We start from the raw sequence: 17,250 nt of genomic DNA, 5'->3' as shown, positions 1-17,250 counted from the left end.
GGGGGGGTAAGCATGCGATCCAAGACGCGATCATTACTATATCAGCAGCAATTAAATGCTCTACGTCGCCTAGACTGCCTATTTTACGAAAAGGAAGCCCCCCCATAGATCCACAAGAGCTGAAAAGGTCCATTTTTCAGCCAAAATCATATTATAATTATATATACCCCCTCTTCAATCAGTATTGATCATAATTTAGGGGAAAAAAACCTAGAACATCTTCTCCAACCCAATCATTAACCTGCATCATCCTTGTTTGAATTGTCTCCAGCTCATTTGCAGCGAATATAAGAGCCGCCTCCCTAATCGATCCGAACCCGCCTGCATTCTGCGGCACAATCCCCAATAGCTGCGGAGGTATTCGAAGACTGGCCAGCACGTCGTCGCGGGTCTGATTCTTGATCGAGTTAAATTCATCCTTCGCCGCTACCTCGCTGACGGGGATCAGCTGAATTCCGTCTTTCTTGCCAGTCGGAGAGTACACAAACAGATTGCGAAAATTTCCTGGTCCTTTCGATTCCTTAAGCGCTTTGCGTAGCGCGTCAATATCGACCTCCGTCTGGGCCGCGTCGGTCATGTACAAGATGAACCCGGCGTGACTGCCGTTCTCGTAATACTTGCGCCGAAACAACGTCGCCGACTCATTCAACAACGCCGACTGCAAAGCACTGACCCACTCCGGCAACCCATAAATCTCCTGGTGCAAATCCGCCTCGCGCAGGTGGAAGATGCTCCCGGGCTCAAACGCGTGCTCATTCTTCCAGCCCTGCACCTGGTAGAACTGCCCCTCCGTCCCAACCCGCATGTACTTCGCCAGCGACGGCACCAGTTGCCGGGTGTTGCCCAGCACCGAACGGCGTTTCTCCAGGTATCCATTCCCCAGGCACAGAAAATCCAAGGCGAACTGTTCAAAAGCCGCCCGGGACAGCATCGGATGCGGGATAAAGGTCTTGCTCAACAGGTTGCGCTTGAACATCAACCCCGAATGCAAATGCACACTCGCCCCCACCGACCGGGCCAGGCCATTAAGCGACAAAGGCGGCTCATACCACCGTCCGTTGAACCAACACTCCAGGTAATCGAACACCTCTCGCCCACCCAACACCGGCGTCGGCTCTCCGAAGCTAAACACCTGAGTACCCGCACTGGCGACATCGAGGGCGGCGGGCAAAAGCTCCTGGCTGGCAAGTTGTTCGGTCATCAGTAAATCTCCATCCGCCCGGTATTGGCAGCGGTCTGCCCTTCGAGCGGTTCGTTCTGCAATGCGTGGAAGAGCGCCCAGGCCAGGTCGGCATGGCCGGTGTTGTCGTTGCGGCCGGCGGTGTAGGTGAACTGGCGACCGCCTGCGGTGATGGTTTTGCGAATCGCCATGAGTGACTGGGCCATGTCGGTCCAGCCGGCATCGAACTCCAGCCGCCCCTTGTGGATCACGTCGTAGGCCTTGAGCACCAGGCGGGTTTTCACCTCGGGCGAGTAGCTGAAGGTGGTCATCGCCGGGAAGAACTGGCGCACCAGCTGGGCCACGCCGCTGCCCAGGCCGGTGACGTCGATACCGATGTAGGTCACCCAGTAGCGGTCGCAAACGCCCTTGATGGCAGCCGCCTGGGCGGCGAAGTCCATGCCGCGAAATTGATGGCGCTCGAGCACACGGAATTTGCCGCCCGGCACCAGTGGTGGTGCGACCACCACTAGGCCGGAACAATCGCCCGTCTCGGCCGGGTCATAGCCGACCCACACCTGGCGGTCTCCGAACGGGCGCATGGCGAACGGTTTGTAGTCCTCGGCCCACTCCACCCAGCTATCGACCATGCAGGACTGCAACACCGACAGCGGGAAGATGCTCGCGCCGTCATCGACGAACTCGCACATCAGTAGATTGGCGAACGCCTCGGGGCTGTACTCCCGGCGCAGCTCTTCGATGTCGAACAGATCGCAGCCGCCCCGCTCCGCGTCGAGGATGGTGACGATCTGGCGCCACAGCCGGTCCTCACAGAACCGCCCCTGCTGGAGCGCGCCGTGGGTCACATCAACCTTGGTATGCTGCGCGGCGGGCTTGCCCTTGTTGAAGCGCTCGCCGGTCCAGAAGGTGTACGCCTCGTGGGCCATGCTCGACGGCGTGGAGAAGTAGGTTTTGCGCCACTTCTTATGCATCGCCATGCCCGAGGCGACCTTGTTCAACTCCTCGAACTTGAACGTCCAGAAGAACTCGTCGAAGTAGAAATTGCCGTGATAGCCCTGGGCGGTGCGGGCGTTGGTCCCGAGGAAAAACAGCTCGGCGCCGTTGGGCAGCACAATCGGGTCACCGGTCAGCTCGACGCCGATGACTTCCCGGGCGAAGGCCTGGATGTAACCACGGAACAGGTAGGCCTGGTTCTTCGAGGCCGACAGAAAAATCTGGTTGCGGCCGGTGTCCAGGGCGTCGATGAACGCCTCGCGGGCGAAGTAGTACGTGGCGCCGATCTGCCGGCTCTTGAGGATGACGCGGGTGCGTTGGTTGCCGGCCCGGTACCAGTCTTTCTGGTAGTCGAAACAGCCGTCGATGAACGCTTCGCGCAGCAGCTCGATCTGGTCTTCGCTGATGTCGTTCTTCGGAGATTTCTTCTTTGGCCCCTCGTTGCGCTTGGCGAGGTTCGGGTTGAGGTCGGTTTCGGTACCACCATCCTGGTAACGCTGAATGCGGGCCTGGCGCTCAAGCTGCCGATGCAGCAGATCGATCTCTTTGAAATCGCCGCCGGTCTTGTTGTCCTTGAGGATCAACTGCACCAGACGTGCTTCCAGGGCACCGCCGATACGCTCGACGTTGTCGGCCCGGTCCCACTTGTCGCGGGCCTTCCAGCTGTGTAGCGTTTTCTCCTTCTCGCCCGTCGCTTCGGCGATCTCGCAGACGCGCCAACCCATCCAGTACAGGAACTTGGATTGGCGTCGGGGATCGATGGGCAGCAAGGCGGTCGTCATACCGAGATGCTGCCGCCCGCAGCGGCGACTCAATAGTGCCGCTCCTTGTACCCTCCCCGGCTACAGTCCCGCCCCGTTGCCGCCGCTCGCGCCCATGCCGACCATGCCCCTCATTGCAACGCACTGAGAATCCCCGGCATGAAGAAGTACCGCAGCAACTGGTTCCGCGTCGCCATCGAAGGCGCCACCTCGGACAAGCGCACCATCAAACGCAGTTGGCTGGAACAGGCCGCCAAGAACTTCAACCCGTCCACCTACGGCGCCCGTATCTGGCTGGAGCATTTCCGTAGCCTGCTGCCCGACAGCCCTTTCAAGGCCTACGGCGACGTACTGGCAGTAAAAGCTGAAGAGGTGGACGTCAACGGTCAAAAGAAATTGGCGCTGTTCGCGAAGGTCGAACCTACCAACGACCTGATTGCCATGAACAAGGCTAAGCAGAAGATTTACACCTCCATCGAAATCGACGAGAGCTTTGCCGACACGGGCGAGGCCTACATCGTCGGCCTTGCCGTGACCGACTCACCCGCCAGCCTAGGCACCGACGTCCTGGCGTTCTCAGCACAGAAGCCCGAATCCAGCCCGTTCCAGGACCGTCACTATTCCGCGACCTCCATGTTCACCGAGGCGGTCGAGACCGAGCTTAAATTCGAGGAGATCGACGAGAAGCCGAGCATCGGCGCCCAGCTATTCAACAAGGTGCAGGCGCTGTTGACGGGCAAGCAGGCCAGGGATGACAGCGAGTTCTCCCAGATCGGTGAGGCGGTCGAAGCCATCGCCGAACACGTCAAGGATTTGCCCGACCAACTGGCCGCCGAGAAGCAATTCTCCAAGGGGCTGCAAACCCGACTCGATCAAGTCAGCACCGAACTGACCGAGCTGAAAAACCAGCTCTCCACCACCCAGGATCCCAACCAGAAAACGCGCCCCCAGGTATCCGGCGGCGGTAACCAGGTCATGACCGACTGCTGACTCTTCAAGGACGATCAACATGCGTAACGACACCCGAGTACTGTTCAACGCCTACCTGCAGCAACTGGCGCAACTGCATGGAGTGGCTGACGTCACCACCAAATTCACCGCAGACCCCAGCGTTGCGCAAACACTGGAAACCCGCATCCAGGAGTCCAGCGCCTTTCTCAGCGCCATCAATATTTACGGCGTATCGGAACAGTCGGGGGAGAAGATCGGGATCAGCATCGACGGCACCATTGCCAGCACCACCGACACCACTGTCAAAGACCGTGAACCACGCGATCCAAGCGGCCTGGACGACCGCGGATACAACTGCACCCAAACCAACTTCGACACCGGAATTCGCTACCAGAAGCTGGACCAGTGGGCCAAGTTCAAAGACTTCCAAGCGCGCATTCGCGACGCCATCATCAAGGCCCAGGCCCTCAACCGAATCATGATCGGTTGGAACGGCATCAGCCGCGCCGCGACATCCAATCCAACCATCAACAAACTGCTGCAAGACGTGAACATCGGCTGGCTGCAAAAAATGCGCGAGGAAAACCCTGCCCGGGTCATGACCGAAGTGAAAGACGGCAGCGGTAAAATCGAAATCGGTGCCAACAAGGACTTCGCAAATATCGACGCCCTGGTCGTCAGCATGGTCAACGAGTTCATCGAACCCTGGTATCAGGAAGACACCGAGCTAGTGGTGATTTGTGGTCGCCAACTGCTGGCCGACAAGTACTTCCCCATCATCAACACAGTGCAGGCACCAACTGAAGTGTTGGCTGCCGACATCGTCACCAGTCAAAAGCGCCTTGGCAACCTGCCGGCCGTGCGCGTACCACACTTCCCGGCCAGCGGCCTGATGGTCACTCGCCTCGACAACCTGTCGCTGTACTGGCAGGAAGGCACCCGCCGCCGCACCGTCGTCGACAACGCCAAGCGCGACCGCATCGAAAACTTCGAGTCGGTCAACGAAAGCTACGTCATCGAAGACCTGGGCTGCGCCGCCCTGGCCGAAAACATAACCCTGAGCTGAGGCGGCCATCATGACCAACCCCTGCCGTCACCACTTTGAACGTGTAACGGCTGCCGTCGAAGCGGCGGCTACAGACCCCACCCAGACTATGGCCGGCGCCACGGCCTACGAGCACCAGCTCAACCAACTGCTGCAAGACCGCCTGCGCCTGAAACAGGTCCAGTCCAACCAGGGCAAGGCCGAACTCAAACGCCAGCTACTGCCAAGCTACGAATCCTACGTGCAAGGTGTGCTGGAAGGTGGCAAAGGCGCCCAGGACGAAGTGATGACCACCGTCATGGTCTGGCGCTTCGATGCCAGCGACTTCACCGGTGGCCTCGACATTGCGACCTACGTGCTGAAGCACAGAATGGTCATGCCCGACCGCTTCGCCCGCACCTTGGGTTGCCTGGTCGCTGAAGAGGTCGCCACAGCGGCCTTCAAGGCTCAGAAAATCGGCGAACCGTTCGACCTGGCCATCCTACATCGCACCGCCGAACTCACCGACGCCGAAGACATGCCCGACCAGGCCCGCGCCAAGCTGTTTCTCGCCATGGGCCGCGCCACGTTGGAAGGCATCACCGAAGAAGTCCCAGGCCACCCCGGTCAACTTCAGGCCGGCGTGGATCTGCTGAAAAAAGCCATCGCTCTGCACGACGCCTGCGGTGGCAAGAAAGATCTGGAGCGGGCCGAACGCCTGCTCAACAAACGTGCCGGCCCTGCCGGCTAACCGAGCGTCCCCACGCACCCCGCCGGCTCGGGGCAGATCGGCCAGGCAGCTCCTCCTGAACGTGAAGCCCTGACCACCGGCGACCTATCTTTGAGTGCTGTTCCATGAGCGGATTCATAGCCGGCGGCACCGTCGCCAGCGGCCATATCAACACCGATGCCTTCTGGCCCGCGATCGACTTGGATCAGTTGCGTGCCACGCTGCGGATCGACGCAAGCGTCACCGCGCCGCGCCTGGAAACCGCCGCGGTTGCAGCCGCCATCAGCGTCAACCGCGAGCTAAGCGAATGGCGAGCCACCCAACAAGCTGCCGGCTATACGAAACTTGTCGACATGCCCGGCGAGCGAATCAACGACGTACTGGTCCTGGTACACCTCTACCGCCGCGCCATCGAGGCTGCTACCGGTGCCGAAGTTTGCGAGCGTTACCGCTTCTATGACTCCACAAACAGCGGACACCAGAACGCAGAAGAACTTACGCCAAACATCGACGACTACCGCCGTGACTTGCGTTGGGCGGTGCGTGACTTTCTCGGCATCAATCGCACCACCGTAGAGTTGATTTGATGAAGGTCACCGTCCGCGCCCACCAAAACGACACCGTCGATTCCCTTTGCTGGCGTCACTACGGTCGCACAGCTGGCGTGACCGAGGCGGTACTCCAAGCTAACCCCGGCCTGACCGACTACGGGCCGATGCTGCCCCAAGGCCTTGCCGTGCAAATGCCCGAAGCCCAGACGGCCGCACCACAGCGGCAGATGGTGAATCTATGGGACTAATGCCCTCTACAAGACCTAGACCTCATGAACAAACCTGAAAGCCTGCGCACTCACCTGCTCGCCACCATTGGCGAACTCAAGCACAACCCCGACCGACTCATGATTTTCATCGACAACGGCAAGGTCCGCTGCACCGCCGCGGCCAGTTTGTCCTTCGAGTACAGCTTTGATCTGCAGGTGATCCTCACAGACTTCGCCGGCCATCCCGACAGCGTTATGTTGCCGGTGCTGGGCTGGTTGAAAGTGAATCAAGCGGATCTGCTTGAGAACTTGAATAAGTCCGCAGAGGGCATCCAGTTCGAAGCCGACATTCTGGACAACAGTAAGGTGGACCTCAGCCTGACCCTGTCGCTGAGCGAACGTGTGATCGTGGGGAGAGACGCCGACGGCAACACAACTATCCGCCACCCTGGTGAACCTCAGCCCACTGCCGCATTTCTCGACCCGGCGTGGATACCCAGTGCCCAGAGTCCCAGTAGCGAATGGGTCATACCGAAGTGACCAACCGACAAGAAGCGCTGGAAGACTGGGCCTCAGGTCTACTGAGCCAACTTGAACCGGCCGCACGAAGCAAACTCGCCCGCAGCATCGGCCAAGCCCTACGACGCAGTCAGCAACAAAGGATCATTGCCCAGCGCAATCCGGACAAGAGCAAGTACACACCGCGAAAGCAGCGAAACTTACGAAAGAAAAAAGAACGAGTGAAGCAGAAGGCCCAGATGTTCCAGAAGATGCGCACTTCAAACTTTCTAAAAGCCAAAGGCAATAACTACGCAATCAGTATCGGGTTCACAGGACGCATTGCCCGCATTGCGAGGGTACATCAATACGGATTGAAGGACCGGGCTAAACCGGATGCACCAATGGTCCGCTATAAACAACGTGAAATCTTAGGCTTAACGAAAGGTGAAATTGAATTAATTGGGGCTACTCTGCTAACAATCTTCAGTATTTGAGATGCAGCCCATAGCGCTATCTTTGCAGTATATCCTCTGCCAAATTGATACAACGATTCACCATAGGCTTCCATGACAGCCAATTCAAATCACTCCAGCCCTTAGTCTGTTCGGGAAGGCAAAATTCTGTTCCTAACCTTTCAACCCCAACATCCACTATCGCACCTGATTTTGGAACGACATGCATACATTCGTTTGCCTCTGGCGAGGCAGCATCGATTCTCTCCCTAGCCTGTATTATTGTTGCTCTATTATGATAAATGATGGAATACCCCTGTAACCGCTTCTGCTCTTCCTCTATCGCCTTAGAGCGCACTTCACGAGCCCAAAATCTATATTCGTACTCTTCCCTACTAGGTTCAGAGAGACTACCTTGATTTGCCGCCGCCAAAGCAGAGGCAATCGCGTACCCCAAAGAAAGTTCCTGTTGTTTTAAGAGATCAAGAACCCCCGACCCACCGATTGCTGTCAACTGCTCAGGACTTAATTTGAGCTTTGCAGCCAAGGCAACGCTCATGTCTACCTGTTCGCTATAAGCGACATATTTTGCCGCCCGCGTAAACAAAACAACATAAGGATCTCCGAACATTGTTTCAATATCATTAGAATCCTTATTATCTTCGTACTGTTTCTTCTCCACCTGAACTCGCGTTATAAAGTCTTTTCCGAGCCGAATTGAAGTATCGCGAATACCCGCCAAGACCACATAACCTGTTTGTTTTGAGGACGTCTTACTATCAGCAGAAATGATAGATCCAACGCCTAACCCCCCTTCAGTTTGTGTGGCTCCTGACCATCGAGCAACAACAATATTTTTCTTTCCACCAAGATTTCTGAGCTCCGTCAAAGAAGTTTTAATTTTGTCTTGCGCGACCAATTTTGCCATTAAAGCATCTGACTGTGCAGCCGTCAGCCCTGCTTCGTCCACCGACTTGGCCCCTATACTTTTGGCTATTGATGAAAGCTGAAGATCAGCTCCTGCCTCTTGGGCGGTTTTTCCTTTGACCTTGGACAACCCAATAGAAGCCAAAGTCAACTTAACGTCCGCCACGCTGACTTCAACTGCCTGCTCTGCAAGCCCATCTAGCGCGGCTTTAATGCCAACCACATCGCTATAAACCGCGTCTGTATTAAATTTTGTCACAACCATTTTTGAGCACTGAGCAGAGATAGGGAGAGCTAATAAATCGGGAAGTTCTCCTCCAGGGGAGGTAACAGTTTGACCCGCAGATATTGGCAATGAAAGGCCAGTAATGTTCACGGATGTTCTGTTCTCGTGGCCCTGAGCATCCCCCCGCGACTCATAATCCGCTCCTAAATCTTCAAATGACAATTGAATTGGGTGTTCCTTTGCAGACCAAAATGAGCAGCCGCTCAATATAGTAGCAATAATCACAAAACCAGCAGACCCGACTACAAATCTCATAAACACCCCTATAACCATCTCAACAATCACTATTTAAAAAGACAATAACGAAACTAGAGATATGTCTCGAATTTGCTGCTTTATATCTACTTCGTAAAACGCACATTCAGCCAGCTCTTATCTCATGAGCAAAAGCCTAGAACCTACGACCACCATTATAGTTTTGAATTCTTTCCTAAAAATGAGCATAGCCATCATTTTGCCGCTAGCAAATAATTTTTCTGAGGCTAAAAAACTGGTCAATAATCATAGTGTTGGCTTGTACGAGCGCCTCTATTGGCTAAACCAACCCGTCATGATTTCAGCGTGAATTGACCATGCCCTAGAGTGTAAGGCAGCAGGGGTCATCGCCTGAAGCAACCGCCCCCTAGGACAGGAGCATCCCCAGCACCGGTGACAGAGATGCCTGTAGTATAAAGTGCGGTCCCTTCAGAAGCTTCGCACTGCGAGCTTTTGAAATCCAAAGAAACGAGAACGGCGTAACATTGGACTCAGGAAGACTAGAGATAAATCTCTTATGACCAGTCCTGCAATAAAAACACTTCCTACTTACCATTTCGTACAAACAGATGCTCAGGTTGTATTTTATCGAGATAAACCTGATGTAAGCTTTCCAAGTAACACTCACCCACACCGGTGAGTACAAAAGACGTTTTAACATACTGAACCGTCTCACTACTCAGCATGCTTTTACTTCGAGAAGCAAGTGATATCTCTCTTTTAGACATTCGCAGAACCAATAGAATATCCCCCAACCCATCCTGAAGCAGATAATCATTATGATAGCCGTGCATAAAATGAAAAATATCCACAAGCATCATCGCATTAGTAATTCTTATTTGATCATGAAACTGCGCAAGGGTAATTTCTTTCTTTACCAGACGACGAAAGACCCCACCTAGAATCTTCGCCTTCTGTTCCGAGTCCACCTTCTCGACAAACTCTATAAGCTCAACTACAAGCTCATCTTTCTTTCCCTCTTTTTCGAGCATCAACGAAAATTCTTTCATTTCCGCATCCGAGTACGTTCCGGCTGACTCGCAGAACTCTTTTATTTTCTGCTTAAATCTAGCCCCCTTAAATCTACGATAAGCTTTTGACATGCCAAAAACGGTGGATACAATAGGAACCTCTTTAAGCATGTCACTTTCTACAAAAGCATCAATTAATGCCTCAGCATAATCAGCAACAGGCACATCGCTTACTATCTCTTTAGCTAGCGCTTTAGACTCTCGTTTTTTCATACCATCTGCCTACAGAATACAGTTTGGATGATGGAGTATAGGTGTTATCTCTAGCTCTGTTCGTTAGATAAGTGCGATTGTGCGCATCCCTCTTACAATGAGTCGATGCTGCAGTAGTTCACCTGAAGCGCCACCATCGGCGCCATGAACGACCTACCCACCCTTACCCGCCTAATCGAAAACCTCATCCGCTACGGCACCATCGCCGCCGTCCAGATGAAGCCCCCACGTGTGCGAGTCAAAACCGGAACCCTGACCACCGCCTGGCTCCCCTGGATCGTCCTACGCGCTGGCGCCGACCGCGAGTGGAACCCTCCTACAGAAAACGAACAGGTTCTGCTTTTCAGCCCCTCCGGCCAACTTTCCAACGGCGTAGTCCTAACCGGCCTATTCAGCGACCACATCCCAGCCAACGGCGACCGCGAAGGCCTGCACCGTTACACCTACCGCGACGGCACGGTGATTGAGTACGACAGCATCGCCCACCAACTCAACGCCACCCTCACCGATGGCGGCACCACCACCCTGACCAGCCCCGGCGGCATCAACCTGATCGGCGATATCACACACAAGGGCAATTACACCCAAACCGGCAACCAGAAAGTCACCGGAAAGATCACCGTCTCGAAGGATGTTATTGCAGCCGGCATCAGCCTGGTAAACCACCCGCACAGCGGCGTCACGCCTGGCAGTGGCATGACGGGGAAGCCCATATGAACCGATACACCGGCGCGCCCCTCACCGCTGAAGAAAACATCGCTCAATCAATAAGCGACATCCTCAGCACCCGCCTCGGCACCCGTGTGATGCGCCGCGAATACGGCAGCCTCCTACCCGACCTGGTGGACCATCCATTCAACGACATCACCCGCTTGCAGGTGTACGCCGCCACGGTTATCGCACTGATGCGCTGGGAACCGCGCATCAGCCTCAGCCGCGTGCAGTTTCTAGGCATCACATTGCAAGGCCAGGCGTCACTGGACATCGAAGGCAGTATTGTCGATAGCAATCAGTCGCTGAGTTTGAGCGTGCCCCTGCACTTAGGGGGTAGTGCGTGAGTTCGTTTGTTGCCATCGACCTGAGCCAGCTTCCAGCGCCGCAGGTGGTCGAACAGATCGATTACGAGCAGATCCTCGCCGAGCGCAAGGCCTACGCCATCAGCCTATGGCCCGTCGAAGAGCGCGCCGAGATTGCCACGCGCCTCAACCTGGAATCGGAGCCATTGACCAAACTGCTCCAAGAGAATGCCTACCGTGAAATGGTCTGGCGTCAACGGGTCAATGAAGCCTCTACGGCAAACATGCTCGCCCTCGCCAGAGGCACCGACCTGGACAACCTAGCCGCCAACTACAACGTCAGGCGCTTGATTATTCAGGCCGCCAAGCCGTCCGTCATGCCACCGATTCCGTTGCAGATGGAGAGTGACGACAGCCTGCGGGAACGGGCGCAGATGGCGTGGGAAGGATTAAGCACCGCGGGCCCGCGCAACAGCTACATCTTTCATGCCCGGTCGGCTCACGGCCAAGTCGCCGATGCCACTGCCGAGAGCCCATTGCCGGCTGAAGCGGTAGTGACTGTGCAATCGATACTCGGCGACGGCAGCGCTCCACCCGCCCTCCTCGCCGCCGTCAAAACCTACCTCAGCGACGATGACAGGCGCCCTGTAGGCGACCGATTGACCGTGCAAAGCGCCAAGATCATCCCTTACCAGGTCAAGGCCAGACTGTTCCCATCATCCTTCGGACCTGAAAACGAGCTGAGTATGACGGCAGCAAACGCGAAGCTATTCAGCTTCGTGCATCAGCGACGTCGCCTGGGCCTGGAAGTGTCTGAATCGATCATTCACGCCTCGCTGCATGTCGAGGGCGTGCGCAAAGTCGTGCTGCAGGATTGGGTCGATATCGTTGCAACGCCCTACGAGGCGCCGTATTGCACGAGCATTGAGCTGGCATGGGGTGTTGAATGATCGCCGACACGCCGCTGCTCCCGAGCAATTCGACACCGCTGGAGCGGCAAGCTGCGCAAGCACTGGCCCAGATCCAGCGCGTCCCTATTCCACTGCGCACCCTGTACAACCCCGACCTGTGCCCATTGCCGCTACTGCCCTACCTGGCCTGGGCTTGCTCAGTCGATCGCTGGGATAGCCAGTGGAGCGAAGCGGCCAAGCGTGCCGCCATCCGCAGCGCTTATTACATCCACTCGCGCAAAGGCACCCTCGGCTCGCTGCGCCGTGTCGTCGAGCCGCTGGGGTATTTGATCGACATCGTGGAGTGGTGGCAGACCGAACCTGAAGGCCCTCGGGCAACCTTCACGCTAAAAATAGGTGTGCTCGAAAGCGGTATCACCGAAGCGATGTACCAGGAGCTGGTATGGCTCATCGACGACGCCAAGCCGCTGACCCGACACCTGATCGGCCTCGACATCATTCTGCAAACCCAACTGGACGACTTCGTCGGCGTCGCCCTTTACGACGGCGATGAGATCGACGTGTATCCCTGGAGCAATCCCGACATCCATGTGGACATCCAGGCCTACAGCAACCTGACCATTTACACCCTCGATGAACTGGATGTGTATCCCCATGGTGAATGAGAAAACGCTTTTCGGCGGTATGTTGACCGAGCTTGGCGCTGCCAAGAAAACCAATTGCGAAGCCCTTGGAATTCCTTGGGAGCCAAAGTACATGCTGATCGGTGATGCCAATGGCACCGACCCGGTGCCGAGCCCGACGCAAACACAATTGATCAACCAGGTCTATCGCGCCCAGCTTAATCAACTGCGTGTTTCCCCAACGGACCCAAACATTCTGATCGCTGAGGTGGTGCTGCCGCCTGACGTGGGCGGCTGGTGGGTGCGCGAGTTGGCGCTTGAAGACAAAGACGGCGTGTTTTGCGCCGTTGGAAATGCAGCGCCCAGCTATAAACCTCTGCTGACACAAGGCACCGGTCGTAACCAGGTGGTGCGGATGCACATCATCACCACTGGGACCGCGAATATTCAGTTGAAGATCGATCCCTCGGTAGTGCTTGCGACTCGCGAGTATGTGGATAACAAGATCCAAGAAGAGCTATACAAGCTCGATCATAAGCCGTCGGCTCGCGTAGCCACCACGGCCAATATCAAGCTGACGGGCCTTCAGAAAGTTGATGGCGTGACAGTGATTGCAGGCGACCGCGTGTTGGTAAAAGACCAGAAGTCGGCCAAGGAAAACGGCCTCTACATAGCCTCTACAGGGGCTTGGCGACGAGCCCCGGATGCCGACAGCGGCGCCAAGGTCACCTCGGCACTCGTTGTGTCCGTTGAGCAAGGCACTGTCCAAGCCGACACGATCTGGCAGCTGACTACAGACGATGTCATTGAGCTGAACACCACAGCACTCACATTTCGGCAAGTGACGCAAAACGATGCGCCCAAACGATTGGCTTCCCAGTCAGAAGTTGATGCCGGGAAGCTTGATACCGTGGCGGTATCTCCGAAAACGATGCGATGGGGCTTTGCTGCATCCTTCCACACAAACGGCTACATCATTTTCCCCACTTGGCTTGGCGGCTTAGTCATCCAGTGGGTTAACGGCGATATCCCCGCAGGAGCAGGCGAGACTCAGGTAAGCCTGCCAATAGCCTTTCCAAGTACAAACTTCGGGACCTCAATATCAACCTCCTCCGAAAAAGCGGTCGTCGTTAATCGCTACAATAAAACTCTGAGTAGTACCAATGTGCAGGTACGGTCGATTAGCAGCTCAGGCGTGGCGGCCCCCGACTTTCAAGTCTGGTACCAATTTATCTGCATAGGAAAATGAGCGTGCGCAAATATAGTAAAAGTACCGAAACCAGTTACATCATCGGTTTCCATCCGGACATTCCATCTGACGCAGTGGATATCTCAGACGAATGCTATGAGCGGGTGATCGGCAATCCCACCCCAGGCAAAGTGCGTAGCCATGACGCCATGGGTTTGCCGATTCTGATCGATCCAACTCCATTAACGCTGGAGCAGTTGGCAGTCATTGAGCGCCTATGGCGAGATGCTCAAATCCACAGCATGCGCTGGCTGCGCGAGCGCCACCGGGACGAGGTAGATTCAGCAAGGCCAACAACCCTCACCGACGAGCAATCAACAGAGCTGCTGAACTATGTCCAGGCCCTGCGAGACTGGCCCGTAGCACCCGGTTTTCCCAGCTCGGAACATCGCCCTTCGCCACCGACATGGGTGGCTGTGCAGAGCCAATAAACACCAATCTGTTTTATGTTCACACGATGGTAGGTATCGAGCCCTACAGCTACATACTCGGAAACACCACATCCCAATCCCAAGGCTACGTTACCTTGCGCCTTTGCCTACAACTAAGACAGAATCCGCCCGCTTGTGTGCCCTGGTCCGTACCGGTAGCTTGGTTTCCGTCACTGCTCATCAGTGATCGGGTTTAGCGACCCGAATCGGTACGGTTGCATCAGCGCTCCTGATCTCATTGCAGATATTCCAATCTGCGATTGTTGTAATGGTGGCTGTGCGCGGGAGACCTTCGGGTCTGCCGGGCTCCTGTACCCCCGGTTCGCTAACCTGCGTACAGCCGCCACCCTAACTTGCTTAGCGACAAGTCATGGTGGCCCAATCAGGTCAGGAGATTCACCATGTTCAAGGTCACACCCAATCCCCCGGAATCAGATCCCACCTCTTCCTACTCAAGCCTCGATCCGGAAAAATTCCACGAAGCCACTGAGCGGGCGCTTAATTATTATTTGAAGCCGGAACAGGCCAAACCCAAGAAAGAACCAGCAGCGGATCAGCTCTTCACTGTCGTCGAAAGCATCGACACTGAAAGCCTACTCGCCAACCTCAGCGAAAACCTGGCGTCAGCCAATGCCATGATCAGCGATCTGGCATTCGATCTTGAAGGTTCTCGCCGGCATGTTGCGATGGGTATCCAGCAAGTCATTGAGGTGAGCGAACTGCTGGCCAATCGTGCGCTGGATATCGTCGATCCGCGTTAGCAATGGGGCCGTGACCGAAAGGGTTAGCCGAGGCTTGTAGCCCCCCTGCCTACAAGGCCATCGGCTCGCCCAATCGGTGCAAGCGCGGCAGCCTGTGCAGTGTCATTTCAAACACTGCACAGGCACCCCATGACCGATTATCTCCATGGCGTGCGGGTCATCGAACTCAACGACGGCACCCGCCCCATTCGTTCCATCCCCACCGCGGTCATCGGCATGGTCTGCACGGCCGACGACGCCGATGCAGGCATCTTCCCCTTCGACACGCCGGTCCTGCTAACCAACGTTCAAACCGCCATCGGCAAAGCCGGTACCACGGGCACCCTGGCGTCCAGCCTACAGGCCATAGCCGACCAGACCAGGCCCTACACCATTGTCGTGCGCGTGAAGGAAGGCGCCACCGAGGAAGAGACCACCAGCGCCCTGATCGGCACCACCACCGCCGAAGGCAAATACACCGGCCTGAAAGCCCTGCTCGCCGCCAAGGCCCGCGTCGGCATGGTGCCGCGCATCCTCGGTGTGCCAGGCCTGGACAGCCTGCCGGTGGCCACCGCCCTGGTGTCTATTGCTCAGCAGGTACACGGCTTCGCCTACGTCAGCGCCTGGGGCTGCAAAACCAAGGAAGAGGTGACCGCTTACCGGACCAATTTCGGCGCCCGTGAAGCGATGGTCATCTGGCCCGAATTCCAGAATTGGAACACCGTCAACAACGCCACGGTGACCGCCTCGGCCGTGGCCCGCGCCTTGGGTTTGCGCGCCAAGATCGATCAGGAAGTGGGTTGGCACAAGACCCTGTCCAACGTCGCCGTCAACGGCGTGACCGGCATCAGCGCCGACGTGTTCTGGGATCTGCAAAACCCGGCCACCGACGCCAACTACCTCAACAGCCATGAAGTCACCACGCTCATCAACGAGGGCGGCTTTCGCTTTTGGGGCAGCCGCACCACCAGCAATGACCCTCTGTTCGCCTTCGAGAACTACACCCGCACGGCACAGATCCTCGCCGACACCATGGCCGAGGCGCACATGTGGGCGGTGGATAAGCCGCTGCATGCGTCCCTGGTGCGCGACATCACCGAAGGGATCAATGCCAAGTTCCGCGAGCTGATCGGCACGGGCTATTTGATCGGTGGCAAGTGCTGGTTTCCAGACGACGCCAACGGCAAGAACACCCTCAAGGCCGGCAAGCTGTTCCTCGATTATGACTACACCCCTGTCCCACCGCTGGAAGACCTCACGCTGCGCCAGCGCATCACCGACCGCTATCTGATGGACTTCGCCAACAAGATCAATAGCTGAACCGCGCAACGGAGAGCCCTGCCATGGCCATGCCCCGCAAACTCAAGAACCTCAATCTGTTCAACGACGCCAACAGCTACTTGGGCGTGGTCAAGACCGTCACCCTGCCCCCGCTCGGCCGCAAGATGGAAGGCTATCGCGGCGGAGGTATGAACGGCCCGGTCAAGGCTGATCTTGGCTTCTCGGACGACGGTATTCAGTTCGAATGGAAGACCGGCGGCCTGGATCTGATCGCCCTCAAACAATTCGGTGCCGTCAACGCTTCGGGCATTGCCTTGCGCTTCAGCGGCGCTTTTCAACAGGACGACACCGAGGCCGTCAGCGCCGTGGAGATCGTGATGCGCGGCCGCCATGAGTCGATTGAGATGGGTGAAGCGCAACCCGGTGAAGACACCGAGCACAGCATCACCACCACCTGCAGCTATTACAAGTTGATCATCGACAACGAAGAGATCATCGAAATCGACCTGCTCAATTTCATAGAAATCGTGGACGGCGTGGACATGCTGGAAAAACAGCGCCGAGCCCTCGGCATCTGACCTGCCCCTAAACCTTGGAGCCTTACATGAAGACTGAAGAAACGCTCACAGCCCTGCCGCCAGAGGATGACAACAGCGTCACCCTGGATACGCCGATCATCCGGGGAAAGACCCTGATCGACAGCATCACCTTGCGTAAACCACAGGCCGGCGAGTTGCGCGGTGTGCACCTGGTCGAGTTGTTGAACATGGACGTGGCGACCTTGATCAAGATCCTGCCGCGTATCAGCAACCCAAGCATCACCGCGCCGGAAGCCGCTGGCATGGACCCCGCCGACCTGCTCGCCTGTGGCAGCAAGATCTCTGGTTTTTTGTTGCAGAAGTCGGTGAAGGCGGATGCCTCCCTCGTTGCGTAGA

Annotated in this window: 21 protein-coding genes; 17 read left to right on the top strand and 4 right to left on the bottom strand. The window is 56.4% G+C overall.

Annotated elements, in window-relative coordinates; all coding sequences use genetic code 11:
- Positions 1-178 precede the first annotated feature (178 nt).
- Together BM300_RS09510 and BM300_RS09505 are read right to left on the bottom strand one after the other, a co-directional pair.
- Positions 179-1,201, bottom strand: coding sequence for a phage portal protein (locus BM300_RS09510; protein WP_092462666.1), 1,023 nt, complete (start codon positions 1,199-1,201; stop codon positions 179-181).
- Positions 1,201-2,955 (bottom strand): terminase ATPase subunit family protein, encoded by a 1,755-nt coding sequence (locus BM300_RS09505; RefSeq protein WP_092462664.1) that lies wholly within the window; start codon positions 2,953-2,955, stop codon positions 1,201-1,203. The genes BM300_RS09510 and BM300_RS09505 overlap by 1 nt, the downstream gene beginning before the upstream one ends.
- Positions 2,956-3,093: 138 nt before the next feature.
- Between BM300_RS09505 and BM300_RS09500 the strand changes: the two genes are divergently transcribed.
- From BM300_RS09500 to BM300_RS09470, 7 genes are all read left to right on the top strand, one after another.
- Entirely contained in the window at positions 3,094-3,924 is an 831-nt protein-coding gene (locus BM300_RS09500) for a GPO family capsid scaffolding protein (RefSeq protein WP_092462662.1), read from the top strand.
- Between the two features lie 19 nt (positions 3,925-3,943).
- Complete coding sequence (locus tag BM300_RS09495; protein WP_092462660.1) at positions 3,944-4,951, top strand: phage major capsid protein, P2 family; 1,008 nt, start codon at positions 3,944-3,946, stop codon at positions 4,949-4,951.
- A 10-nt stretch (positions 4,952-4,961) separates the two neighbouring features.
- Positions 4,962-5,660, top strand: coding sequence for a phage terminase small subunit (locus tag BM300_RS09490; protein ID WP_092462658.1), 699 nt, complete (start codon positions 4,962-4,964; stop codon positions 5,658-5,660).
- A 104-nt stretch (positions 5,661-5,764) separates the two neighbouring features.
- Positions 5,765-6,226 (top strand): head completion/stabilization protein, encoded by a 462-nt coding sequence (locus BM300_RS09485; protein ID WP_092462656.1) that lies wholly within the window; start codon positions 5,765-5,767, stop codon positions 6,224-6,226.
- Complete coding sequence (locus BM300_RS09480; protein ID WP_092462654.1) at positions 6,226-6,438, top strand: tail protein X; 213 nt, start codon at positions 6,226-6,228, stop codon at positions 6,436-6,438. The genes BM300_RS09485 and BM300_RS09480 overlap by 1 nt, the downstream gene beginning before the upstream one ends.
- A gap of 24 nt (positions 6,439-6,462) precedes the next feature.
- Entirely contained in the window at positions 6,463-6,939 is a 477-nt protein-coding gene (locus tag BM300_RS09475) for a phage tail protein (RefSeq protein WP_092147276.1), read from the top strand.
- Positions 6,936-7,394, top strand: a complete 459-nt coding sequence (locus tag BM300_RS09470; protein ID WP_092462704.1) for a phage virion morphogenesis protein — start codon at positions 6,936-6,938, stop codon at positions 7,392-7,394. The genes BM300_RS09475 and BM300_RS09470 overlap by 4 nt, the downstream gene beginning before the upstream one ends.
- A 16-nt stretch (positions 7,395-7,410) precedes the next feature.
- On the opposite strand, the gene BM300_RS09465 is transcribed toward BM300_RS09470, so the two are convergent.
- The gene (locus BM300_RS09465) at positions 7,411-8,820 is read right to left on the bottom strand and encodes a hypothetical protein (RefSeq protein ID WP_139232350.1); all 1,410 of its coding nucleotides are present in this window, start codon (positions 8,818-8,820) and stop codon (positions 7,411-7,413) included.
- A 545-nt stretch (positions 8,821-9,365) separates the two neighbouring features.
- Positions 9,366-10,064, bottom strand: a complete 699-nt coding sequence (locus BM300_RS09460; protein WP_092147272.1) for a hypothetical protein — start codon at positions 10,062-10,064, stop codon at positions 9,366-9,368.
- 144 nt (positions 10,065-10,208) lie between these two features.
- On the opposite strand from BM300_RS09460, the gene BM300_RS09455 reads away from it, so the two are divergent.
- The 10 genes from BM300_RS09455 (at position 10,209) to BM300_RS09410 (ending at position 17,249) form a co-directional block, all read left to right on the top strand.
- Complete coding sequence (locus BM300_RS09455) at positions 10,209-10,781, top strand: phage baseplate assembly protein V (protein ID WP_092462650.1); 573 nt, start codon at positions 10,209-10,211, stop codon at positions 10,779-10,781.
- Positions 10,778-11,122, top strand: coding sequence for a GPW/gp25 family protein (locus tag BM300_RS09450; RefSeq protein ID WP_092462648.1), 345 nt, complete (start codon positions 10,778-10,780; stop codon positions 11,120-11,122). Before BM300_RS09455 ends, BM300_RS09450 begins: the two co-directional genes overlap by 4 nt.
- Positions 11,119-12,030, top strand: coding sequence for a baseplate J/gp47 family protein (locus BM300_RS09445; RefSeq protein WP_092462646.1), 912 nt, complete (start codon positions 11,119-11,121; stop codon positions 12,028-12,030). Before BM300_RS09450 ends, BM300_RS09445 begins: the two co-directional genes overlap by 4 nt.
- Positions 12,027-12,656 (top strand): phage tail protein I, encoded by a 630-nt coding sequence (locus BM300_RS09440; protein WP_092462644.1) that lies wholly within the window; start codon positions 12,027-12,029, stop codon positions 12,654-12,656. The genes BM300_RS09445 and BM300_RS09440 overlap by 4 nt, the downstream gene beginning before the upstream one ends.
- Positions 12,634-13,863: a phage tail protein gene (locus tag BM300_RS31345; RefSeq protein WP_256575817.1), complete on the top strand. Its 1,230-nt coding sequence runs from the start codon at positions 12,634-12,636 to the stop codon at positions 13,861-13,863. The genes BM300_RS09440 and BM300_RS31345 overlap by 23 nt, the downstream gene beginning before the upstream one ends.
- Positions 13,864-13,865: 2 nt before the next feature.
- Positions 13,866-14,294, top strand: coding sequence for a tail fiber assembly protein (locus BM300_RS09430; protein ID WP_092147467.1), 429 nt, complete (start codon positions 13,866-13,868; stop codon positions 14,292-14,294).
- A gap of 401 nt (positions 14,295-14,695) precedes the next feature.
- Positions 14,696-15,055, top strand: coding sequence for a DUF6124 family protein (locus BM300_RS09425; RefSeq protein ID WP_060741294.1), 360 nt, complete (start codon positions 14,696-14,698; stop codon positions 15,053-15,055).
- A 129-nt stretch (positions 15,056-15,184) separates the two neighbouring features.
- Positions 15,185-16,354: a phage tail sheath protein gene (locus BM300_RS09420; protein ID WP_092462642.1), complete on the top strand. Its 1,170-nt coding sequence runs from the start codon at positions 15,185-15,187 to the stop codon at positions 16,352-16,354.
- Between the two features lie 23 nt (positions 16,355-16,377).
- Positions 16,378-16,893, top strand: coding sequence for a phage major tail tube protein (locus tag BM300_RS09415; RefSeq protein WP_092462640.1), 516 nt, complete (start codon positions 16,378-16,380; stop codon positions 16,891-16,893).
- A gap of 26 nt (positions 16,894-16,919) precedes the next feature.
- The gene (locus BM300_RS09410) at positions 16,920-17,249 is read left to right on the top strand and encodes a phage tail assembly protein (protein WP_060741291.1); all 330 of its coding nucleotides are present in this window, start codon (positions 16,920-16,922) and stop codon (positions 17,247-17,249) included.
- Position 17,250: the final 1 nt, after the last annotated feature.

Source organism: Pseudomonas sp. NFACC46-3 (assembly GCF_900114515.1).
Taxonomy (GTDB): Bacteria; Pseudomonadota; Gammaproteobacteria; order Pseudomonadales; family Pseudomonadaceae; genus Aquipseudomonas; species Aquipseudomonas fluorescens_Q.
Note: the sequence above shows the minus strand (reverse complement) of the source record. Positions and strands in the feature narration are given on the sequence as shown.

What these genes read in the sequence shown, in the direction of transcription:
- BM300_RS09510 (WP_092462666.1), bottom strand. Translation starts at nt 1,201, where the DNA reads ATGACCGAACAACTTGCCAGCCAGGAGCTTTTGCCCGCCGCCCTCGAT.
- BM300_RS09505 (WP_092462664.1), bottom strand. Translation starts at nt 2,955, where the DNA reads ATGACGACCGCCTTGCTGCCCATCGATCCCCGACGCCAATCCAAGTTC.
- BM300_RS09500 (WP_092462662.1), top strand. Translation starts at nt 3,094, where the DNA reads ATGAAGAAGTACCGCAGCAACTGGTTCCGCGTCGCCATCGAAGGCGCC.
- BM300_RS09495 (WP_092462660.1), top strand. Translation starts at nt 3,944, where the DNA reads ATGCGTAACGACACCCGAGTACTGTTCAACGCCTACCTGCAGCAACTG.
- BM300_RS09490 (WP_092462658.1), top strand. Translation starts at nt 4,962, where the DNA reads ATGACCAACCCCTGCCGTCACCACTTTGAACGTGTAACGGCTGCCGTC.
- BM300_RS09485 (WP_092462656.1), top strand. Translation starts at nt 5,765, where the DNA reads ATGAGCGGATTCATAGCCGGCGGCACCGTCGCCAGCGGCCATATCAAC.
- BM300_RS09480 (WP_092462654.1), top strand. Translation starts at nt 6,226, where the DNA reads ATGAAGGTCACCGTCCGCGCCCACCAAAACGACACCGTCGATTCCCTT.
- BM300_RS09475 (WP_092147276.1), top strand. Translation starts at nt 6,463, where the DNA reads ATGAACAAACCTGAAAGCCTGCGCACTCACCTGCTCGCCACCATTGGC.
- BM300_RS09465 (WP_139232350.1), bottom strand. Translation starts at nt 8,820, where the DNA reads ATGAGATTTGTAGTCGGGTCTGCTGGTTTTGTGATTATTGCTACTATA.
- BM300_RS09460 (WP_092147272.1), bottom strand. Translation starts at nt 10,064, where the DNA reads ATGAAAAAACGAGAGTCTAAAGCGCTAGCTAAAGAGATAGTAAGCGAT.
- BM300_RS09455 (WP_092462650.1), top strand. Translation starts at nt 10,209, where the DNA reads ATGAACGACCTACCCACCCTTACCCGCCTAATCGAAAACCTCATCCGC.
- BM300_RS09450 (WP_092462648.1), top strand. Translation starts at nt 10,778, where the DNA reads ATGAACCGATACACCGGCGCGCCCCTCACCGCTGAAGAAAACATCGCT.
- BM300_RS09440 (WP_092462644.1), top strand. Translation starts at nt 12,027, where the DNA reads ATGATCGCCGACACGCCGCTGCTCCCGAGCAATTCGACACCGCTGGAG.
- BM300_RS31345 (WP_256575817.1), top strand. Translation starts at nt 12,634, where the DNA reads ATGTGTATCCCCATGGTGAATGAGAAAACGCTTTTCGGCGGTATGTTG.
- BM300_RS09425 (WP_060741294.1), top strand. Translation starts at nt 14,696, where the DNA reads ATGTTCAAGGTCACACCCAATCCCCCGGAATCAGATCCCACCTCTTCC.
- BM300_RS09420 (WP_092462642.1), top strand. Translation starts at nt 15,185, where the DNA reads ATGACCGATTATCTCCATGGCGTGCGGGTCATCGAACTCAACGACGGC.
- BM300_RS09415 (WP_092462640.1), top strand. Translation starts at nt 16,378, where the DNA reads ATGGCCATGCCCCGCAAACTCAAGAACCTCAATCTGTTCAACGACGCC.
- BM300_RS09410 (WP_060741291.1), top strand. Translation starts at nt 16,920, where the DNA reads ATGAAGACTGAAGAAACGCTCACAGCCCTGCCGCCAGAGGATGACAAC.